At 62.4% G+C, this 8,128-nt stretch carries 5 protein-coding genes; 1 reads left to right on the top strand and 4 read right to left on the bottom strand.

The features are described 5' to 3' along the window. The coding region (putA, locus tag L861_RS16020; protein ID WP_016417677.1) for a bifunctional proline dehydrogenase/L-glutamate gamma-semialdehyde dehydrogenase PutA at positions 1 to 3,349 on the bottom strand (3,349 nt) is incomplete at its 3' end. Positions 3,350 to 3,678: 329 nt separating this feature from the next. On the opposite strand from putA, the gene L861_RS16015 reads away from it, so the two are divergent. Continuing rightward, positions 3,679 to 4,626: a threonine ammonia-lyase gene (locus L861_RS16015; RefSeq protein ID WP_016417676.1), complete on the top strand. Its 948-nt coding sequence runs from the start codon at positions 3,679 to 3,681 to the stop codon at positions 4,624 to 4,626. Positions 4,627 to 4,714: 88 nt separating this feature from the next. Here L861_RS16015 and proX read toward each other — a convergent pair whose 3' ends face one another. The 3 genes from proX to L861_RS16000 are packed head-to-tail and all read right to left on the bottom strand — an operon-like array spanning position 4,715 to position 8,048. Beyond that, positions 4,715 to 5,764 (bottom strand): glycine betaine/L-proline ABC transporter substrate-binding protein ProX, encoded by a 1,050-nt coding sequence (proX, locus tag L861_RS16010; RefSeq protein WP_016417675.1) that lies wholly within the window; start codon positions 5,762 to 5,764, stop codon positions 4,715 to 4,717. A 57-nt stretch (positions 5,765 to 5,821) separates the two neighbouring features. Continuing rightward, positions 5,822 to 6,754 (bottom strand): ABC transporter permease, encoded by a 933-nt coding sequence (locus tag L861_RS16005; RefSeq protein ID WP_016417674.1) that lies wholly within the window; start codon positions 6,752 to 6,754, stop codon positions 5,822 to 5,824. Continuing rightward, on the bottom strand, positions 6,747 to 8,048 hold the full coding sequence (locus L861_RS16000; protein WP_016417673.1) for a quaternary amine ABC transporter ATP-binding protein: 1,302 nt from the start codon (positions 8,046 to 8,048) through the stop codon (positions 6,747 to 6,749). The genes L861_RS16005 and L861_RS16000 overlap by 8 nt, the downstream gene beginning before the upstream one ends. Positions 8,049 to 8,128 lie beyond the last annotated feature (80 nt).

Below are 8,128 nucleotides of genomic sequence, written 5' to 3'. Positions count from 1 at the left end.
AGCCCGCGCCGAGCGCCTGCGCCGCCTGGGCGACGGCGATATCGAGCGTCGGCCCGAGGCAGAGCACCGGGCCCTTCGGATAAAACGACAGCCGGTTGCTTTCCCCCGTCGGCCCCGGAAGCGTATGTGGCGTCATGTCCAGGGCGGCGGTCTCGGCGAGTGCCTTGCGGATCACGCCGCGTTTACCGGAGAGCGCCTTGCGCAGCACCTCGACCCGATCGGGTCGCGCTGCCCAGTTGCGCGAATCCAGCCCGTCGATGGCCGACTGGAGATCCCCGAGTGTCACGGCGTCGCCCTGGGGCGCCTCGTAGCTCTCGGCGGTGGCGGTGCGGCGGAACCGATTGGCGTAAAGCGGGCCGCCGGCCTTGGGCCCGGTGCCCGAGAGGCCCTCGCCCCCAAAGGGCTGGGAGCCGACGATGGCGCCGATCTGGTTGCGATTGACATAGATATTGCCGACATGGATACGTTCGACGATCTGCTGCACGCGGTCGTCGATCCGGGTATGCAGGCCGAAGGTCAGCCCGTAGCCCCTGGCGTTGATCGCATCGACCACCTTGTCGATATCCCGCGCCTTGAACGTGGCCACGTGCAGGATCGGGCCGAATATCTCGCGCTCGAGATCATCGATGCCCCCGACCTTGACCACGGCTGGAGTGACAAAGGTGCCGCCGTCCGGCGCGGGCAGCTTCTTCAGTACATTGCCGGTCTTTTCCTGCGCCGCCACATAGGCGCTGATGCTGTCCCGCGCCTCGGCGTCGATGACCGGCGAGACGTCGGTGTCGGTACGCCACGGGTCGCCAATGGCGAGCGCGTCCATCGCCCCGTCGAGCATCGTCAGCAGCCGGTCTCGCGCCTCTTCCTGGACATAGAGCATCCTGAGCGCTGAACAACGCTGGCCGGCCGATTGGAAGGATGAGATCAGGATGTCGCGCACCGCCTGCTCGGTCAGTGCCGTCGAGTCCACGATCATGGCATTCAGCCCGCCGGTCTCGGCGATCAGCACCGCATCCGGGCCTGCGTTCTGCGCCAGGGTCTTGTGGATAATCTGCGCCACCTCAGTCGAGCCGGTGAAGCAGACACCGGCGATCCGTGGATCGCTGGTCAGCGGCCCGCCCACCGTCGGCCCGTCGCCGGGCAACAATTGCAGCGCCGCCTCCGGCAGGCCAGCCTCACGCATCAGTTCCACAGCACGAGCGGCGATCAGTGGCGTTTGCTCGGCGGGCTTGGCGAGCACCGCGTTGCCTGCCGCCAGCGCTGCCGCGATCTGGCCGGTAAAGATGGCGAGCGGAAAGTTCCACGGGCTAATGCAGACGAAGATACCGCGGGCGCCGCCGGGCTCTTCCATCTCCAGCCGCTCGATCTCGTTTGCGTAGTAGCGCAGGAAATCGACCGCCTCGCGCACCTCGGCGATGCCATCGAGAATCATCTTGCCGGCTTCGCGCGTCGCGCTCACGGTCAGCTCAGCGATGTGTTCCTCGTAGAGATCGGCGGTCCGGCGCAGCATCTCGGCCCGCTCGGCCACCGGCCGCGCCGACCAGTCGCGGAAGCCGTCCTCGGCGGCGTCGAGCGCGGCCGACACCTCGGACGGAGTCGCCTCATGCACCTTTCCGACTACGCGTGAGCTGTCGGCAGGGGAAATGGCATCGCGAGCCGGCCCCTGCGGCGCTGGGTTTCCTGCCAGCATGGGCCCGGCGATCCAGGTGGTGTCAGCGAATTCCTCGCGCGCTGCCAACAATGGCAGGATCGAGGCGGGTTCGTTGATCCGAAAACCACGGGAGTTCTTCCGCTCGGGAGCGAAGAGCTGGCCGGGCAGGGAGATCGACGGACTGGAGATGGCGTCGCCCAGGCGCTGCATCTCGGCCACCGGGTCCTTTGAGACCTCGCTCGAGGGAATTGAGCTGTCCACTACCTGGTTCACGAACGAGGAGTTCGCCCCGTTCTCCAGCAGGCGGCGTACCAGATAGGCCAGCAGATCACGGTGCGCGCCGACCGGGGCGTAGATACGGCATCGCGTGCCCTCCGACTGCTTCACGATGTGGTGCAGCGACTCGCCCATGCCGTGCAGGCGCTGGAACTCGAAGCTGTCCTTGTCGTCGCCCGCCATGGCGACGACGGCGGCGCAGGTATGGGCGTTGTGGGTCGCGAACTGCGGATAGATGCGGTCGCGCCGGTCAAGCAGCAGCTGCGCGCAGGCCATGTAGCTGACATCGGTGTTGACCTTGCGGGTGAAGACCGGGAAAGTCTCGACGCCCATCTCCTGCGCCAGCTTGATCTCGGTGTCCCAGTAGGCGCCTTTCACCAGCCGCACCATGATCTTGCGGTCGAGCCGCTCGGCGAGGTCGTAGAGCGTCTCGATCACCGGCGCGGCGCGACGCCCGTAGGCCTGCACCACGATCCCGAATCCGTCCCATCCGGCAAGGCGGGGGTCGGACAGCAGCGCCTCGATCACGTCGAGCGACAAATCCAGCCGGTCCTGTTCCTCGGCGTCAATGTTGAAGCCGATATTGGCCTTGGCCGCCTGCTGCGCCAGTTCCAGCGCACGCGGCACGAGTTCGGTCATCACCGTGTCGCGGTGGGTGTATTCATAGCGCGGATGCAGCGCCGAGAGTTTCACCGAGATGCCGGGGCTTCCCCGCACGTCGCCCTTGGCCTGCTTGGCGATCGCGGCGATCGCCTTGGCGTAGGCCTCGTGATAGCGCACCGCATCGGCGTCGGTACGCGCCGCCTCGCCCAGCATGTCGTAGGAATAGGTGTAGCCCTGTTTCTCGAGTTCGCGGGCATTCTTCATGCCCTCCTCGATGGTCTGGCCGAGCACGAACTGGCGTCCGAGGATCTTCATCGACTGACCGACCGCGGTGCGCACCACCGGTTCGCCCATCCGGCGCACCAGGCCGCGCAGCGCCCGCACCGGGCCCTTAGGATCGTCCTCCAGCACCTTGCCGGTCAGCATCAGTGCCCAGGTCGAGGCGTTGACCATCGACGACGACGACTTGCCCAGATGCGCGCCCCAGTCGGACGGCTCGATCTTGTCGTGGATAAGATCGTCGATGGTCTCCGCGTCGGGCACGCGCAGCAGCGCCTCTGCCAGGCACATGAGACCGACGCCCTCGGCGGTCGAGAGCCCGTATTCGGCCAGGAACGCCTCCATCATCGAGGGCGAGGTTTCCTTGCGCACGCGCTCCACATAGTTGGCGCCGACGGCGGCCACCTTCCGACGGTCGTCCTCCGACAGCCTGATACGTTCGACCAGCCCGCGCAGCACCTCTGCCTCGTCGGCTGCATAGTAGGCGCGGATGCGCGCCCGTGACTCGCTCACAGTGTCATGGTGGCGCATGGTATCTTCGCTCATGGTCGATCCCCCTAGCTACCCGAAACGCATCGTCGATGCGCCGGTTCGGATGTTGTCGTTCTTGTCGAAAGGCAATGCTGTAGATGTGGCGTTCCGGCTCAGGTTGCGCCCACCGTTTCCAGCGCCACAATGGCGGCCGCCAGATCCTTCACTGAGACACCCACCGACTTGAAGACGATGACTGATGGCTTGGTCGACGTCGAGATTCAGGTCAACCTCGTTTCAACGATATTGACATGCTAGTTTAGATAGCGCACTGATTGGACTCTTGCCCCTGGCTCCTGAACCGTTGTTCGAGGCTCCGCACTCTTCCCTCTCAAGGAGAGCCCATGATCACCCTCGAGAACATCCAGAACGCCCGAGACACCATCAGCGATACCCTCGAGGCAACACCTTTGGTCGCCGACCATGTCCTGTCGGAACGTCTGGGGCGAAGAGTATGGCTCAAGGGAGAACTGTTCCAGCGCACCGGCTCGTTCAAGGCCCGAGGGGCACTTAACTGGGTGCGCACCGCCAGCCACGAGGAGCTGGCCAGGGGGCTGGGTGCCGTGTCGGCAGGCAATCATGCCTTGGGCCTGGCCTGGGCGGCACGCGATGCGGGGGTCGAGGTGACCATCGTCATGCCCGAGAACGCCAGCCCGGTCAAGATCGAAGGCAGCCGCGCGCTAGGTGCCGAGGTGATTCTGCATGGTGACATCAATGATGCCTGGGTACTGATGCATCGTCTGGTGGAAGAACGTGGACTCACCTTGGTGCATCCCTACGACAACCCACGCATCATCGCCGGCCAGGGCACTGTGGGTCTGGAGATCCTCGAGCAGGCGCCGGACACCTCCGCCATTCTTTGCCCGATCGGCGGTGGCGGCCTGATCTCCGGCATTGGCGTTGCCGTGCGCACGCTACGCCCGGAACTATGCTTGCTCGGAGTGGAGCCGATAGGGGCGGCAAGCATGGCTCACGCCTGGACACACAACGGCCCTCAGCAACTGGACAAGGTCGACACCTGCGCCAAGAGCCTGGCTGCGGCGATTGTCGGTGAGCATACCTATCCCTTGTGTCGCCAGCATGTCGATGCCCTGACCAGTGTCGATGACGACGCCATCGTCGACGCCATGCGCCACCTGATGCTGAATGCCAAGCTGTTCGTCGAACCCGGTGCAGCGGTGGGCGCCGCCGAATTGTTGAAAGGTACATCCGAGCTACCACCACAGGGAGATGTCGTGGTGGTGGTGACCGGTGGCAACATGGGCTGGGATGAACTCGCGGAGCTGCTGTAAGCTTTTTCTGGAAACCGCCTAGTGCAGCATGAAAGCGGGGCCTCGTGAGGCCCCGCTGATTGCTCGAACATCGTGTTGTCGGGAAGACTTACATTGCGGCCTGACGCGCCTGCTCCAGCCATCCGTCCACTTGCTCCCGGTTCTCCTCGACCCACTCCTGAGCGTGACGTTGAATGTCTTCCTCGCTATCTTCACCATCGAACATCTTGGCGTTCTGGGCGAAGATAGCGTCAAGAGGAATACTCATCACTTCGAATAGCTTGGCCGCTGCCGGATTGTTCTTCGCGAACTCGCTGTTTACCACCGGCCGAATATCATTAGCCGGCCAACCCAGGTTGCAGGGGTCCTCGACACAACCTTCGACCCCCTCGACCACGGTGGCATCCTCGAACTGTTTCTGGTCTTCGGGCAAGTTGGCTTCCTCGACCGTAATCCAGACCACGTCCTCTCCTGGTTTCAGCATGCCCACCGTCCAGTTGGGCGTCCAGGTGTAGAAGAAGATCGGTTCTCCTTGCTGGTAACGTCCCATGGCATCGGCCATGGAGGCGGAATAGCTGGCCTTGATCGGTTCGATATGCTCGGTGAGAGCATAGGCCTCCATATGGTGGGAGATCACCAGTTCACAGCCCCAGCCTGGAGGGCAGGCAACCATTTCGGCCTTGCCGTCGTCGTTGGAATCGAACAGCGACTTGATCTCGGGTTTCTTGAAGTCCTCGAGATTGGTAATGCCGTGTTCGTCGGCAGTTTTCTTGTCGACCAGATAGCCCTGAAGAGCCCCCCCCTTGGCGACATAACCAATCAATTCAGCTCCCTGCTCGAAGGTATCGCGATAGGTATTGTGCAGCGGGAACCAACCATTGACCCAGAAATCCACATCGCCCTGGGCCACCGACTGGTAGAACGGCGGGTTGTCCAAGGTGGTGGGGCGGTCCACTTCATAGCCCAGTTCCGCCAGGACTTGGCTGTAGACGGCGGCCTGAAACCAACCGGTGTCCCAAGTGGCACGTGCCGGTGTCACCGTCACGCCTTCGCCAGGCATATGCTGGTCCGCAACGGCTTGCCAAGCCGGCGCCAACAACAGCATCGTGGCGGCTCCAGCCAGCAGGAACCGTTGACATGTCTTGAACGTCGTCTTCATAAGGCATCCTCCTCTGTTGTGGGACCTCCCAACGAAGAAGCCTGTCGAGCGATCCGGTCACGACTTCTTGTTGTATGCCTTGCTCCCTTGCACCAGTCCCTTGAACAAACGGGTCAAGGTATCTTTTTGACCTGAGGCCTTCGAGCGTCCTCCTTCGCCGAGCGCTTGGGTAATCCGATCCAGCATGATCGCCAACAGCACGATGCCGATGCCGCCCAGCGAGGCACGACCAACATCGAGGCGCCCCAGCCCGGTGAACACCGTCAGTCCCAGGCCGCCAGCCCCGATCAGGGCTGCAATCACCACCATCGATAGCGACAGCATCAGCGTCTGGTTGAGACCCGCCATGATGGTACGCAGCGCCAGGGGAATCTGGATCTCGAACAGTAGCTGGCGTCGCGTCGATCCGAAGGCAAGCCCTGCCTCCACCAGTTCGGCCTGCACCTGACGAATGCCGAGGTTGGTCAAGCGAATTACCGGCGGCAAGGCGAAGATGATGGTGGCAATGACACCTGGAACGATGCCAACCCCGAACAGCATGACGATTGGGACCAGATACACGAAGGGCGGGATCGTCTGCATGATGTCCAGAATCGGACGGATGAAGCTGTAGAAACGATCGCTACGCGCGGCGAGAATTCCCAGCGGTACCCCCACGATCACACAGAAGGTGACAGCGGTGACAATCATCGCCAGCGTCACCATGGTTTCCCGCCAGATCCCCAACAGATCGAGGAATAACAGCGACAGCAATGTGAAGCCTGCTACGCCTCGACCGGCGACGCGCCAAGCAATCAACGGCACCACCACCACGAATACCGGATACGGCAACCACAGCAGGAAATCCTCGAGGCCGCTCAGCACCTGGTCGATCGGCCACTGTACGGCGCGGAAGGCGGGGCGGAAATTCGGCACCAGCCAGTCCTTGACGAAGAACTCGATCCAATCATCGAGTGGCAGCGTATAGTAGTCGGAGATCTGGTCAGCCATGGTCTGTCCTCCTCGTCTCGAGCGTGCCCGTGTGAATGGTCGACCGACCCGGCTTGCCACTCTGCACCGATGTGTTGCCCTCCTCGACGCTCACGTCGCTCCCGCCGCCCAGTATCTGGAATACCTCCAATGGATCGATCACGCCATCGAGGTGGCCATCATCGTCGACTAACGCAACCGGTAAGCCCTTGGCACAAGCGGTATAGAGTTCGATCAACTCCTGGGATTCCTGAGCCGAGGGGAAGTCATCGATCAGCGAGTCTTGCAGGATCGTCTGCCCCGCTCGCTCGAGATCATGGCGTCGCACCACGCCTAAGGGACGGCCGTGTCCATCGACCACGTACAATGCCTCGCGCCCCAGGCTTTCGAAGCGCTCGAGAGCCGTCTCGATGGCAGTATCCGGGCTCAGAGCATGGGCGTCGCGACGTAGCAAATGGGCACGGAAGACACGGCTACGGTCGACATCACGCGTGAAGGCAGAGACGTAATCGTCGGCGGGATTGGCCACGATCTCTTCCGGCGTGCCCATCTGCACGAAACGTCCATCCTTCATGATCGCGATGCGGTCACCGATGCGCAGTGCCTCGTGGAGATCATGGGTGATGAAGATGATGGTCATGTGCAACTGCTGCTGAAGGGCCAACAACTCATCCTGCATGTCACGCCGGATCAAGGGGTCGAGGGCGCTGAACGGTTCGTCCATCAGCATGATTTCGGGATCCACCGCCAAGCCGCGGGCCAGACCGACACGCTGCTGCATGCCGCCGCTAAGATTATCGGGAGGGACATCGGTATAAGCCGCCAGCCCGACCTGTTCCAGCGCCCTTACGGCTTTCTCGCGACGCTCACGAGCGGACAAGCCACGAATCTTCAGGCCGTACTCGACGTTTTCGCCGACGGTCTTGTGAGGAAACAGCGCGAAGTGTTGGAAGACCATGGACAGCTTGTTTAGCCGCAAACGACGCAGGCCTTCGACATCCATGCCGACGATGTCTTCCCCATCGAGCAGGATGCGCCCTTCTGTCGGCTCTATCAGGCGGTTGATACAGCGGATCAACGTCGACTTGCCCGAACCGGACAATCCCATGACGACGAAGATCTCCCCCTGATTGACGCTGAAGGAAACATCAGAGACAGCAGCCACCGATGCCGTTTCGGCATAGATCTGCTCTTTCGAGGCGCCGTCCCGTATTCGCCTTATGGTATCTTGAGGGTCCGCGCCGAAAATCTTGAACAGATGCTCTACACGGATCTTCTCCTCCGTCCCTGCGGTAAGATCGGTATCATCACCCATACCATTGCCTGGGCTCTCATACCCCGTGATATGGCAATCTGACTGGTGACTCGAGCCACTTCAGGTGACGTCGACTATTG

This window comes from Litchfieldella anticariensis FP35 = DSM 16096 (assembly GCF_000409775.1).
GTDB lineage: Bacteria > Pseudomonadota > Gammaproteobacteria > Pseudomonadales > Halomonadaceae > Litchfieldella > Litchfieldella anticariensis.
The sequence above is the reverse complement of the archived record's forward strand: the minus strand, read 5'-3'. Positions and strand labels throughout refer to the sequence as shown.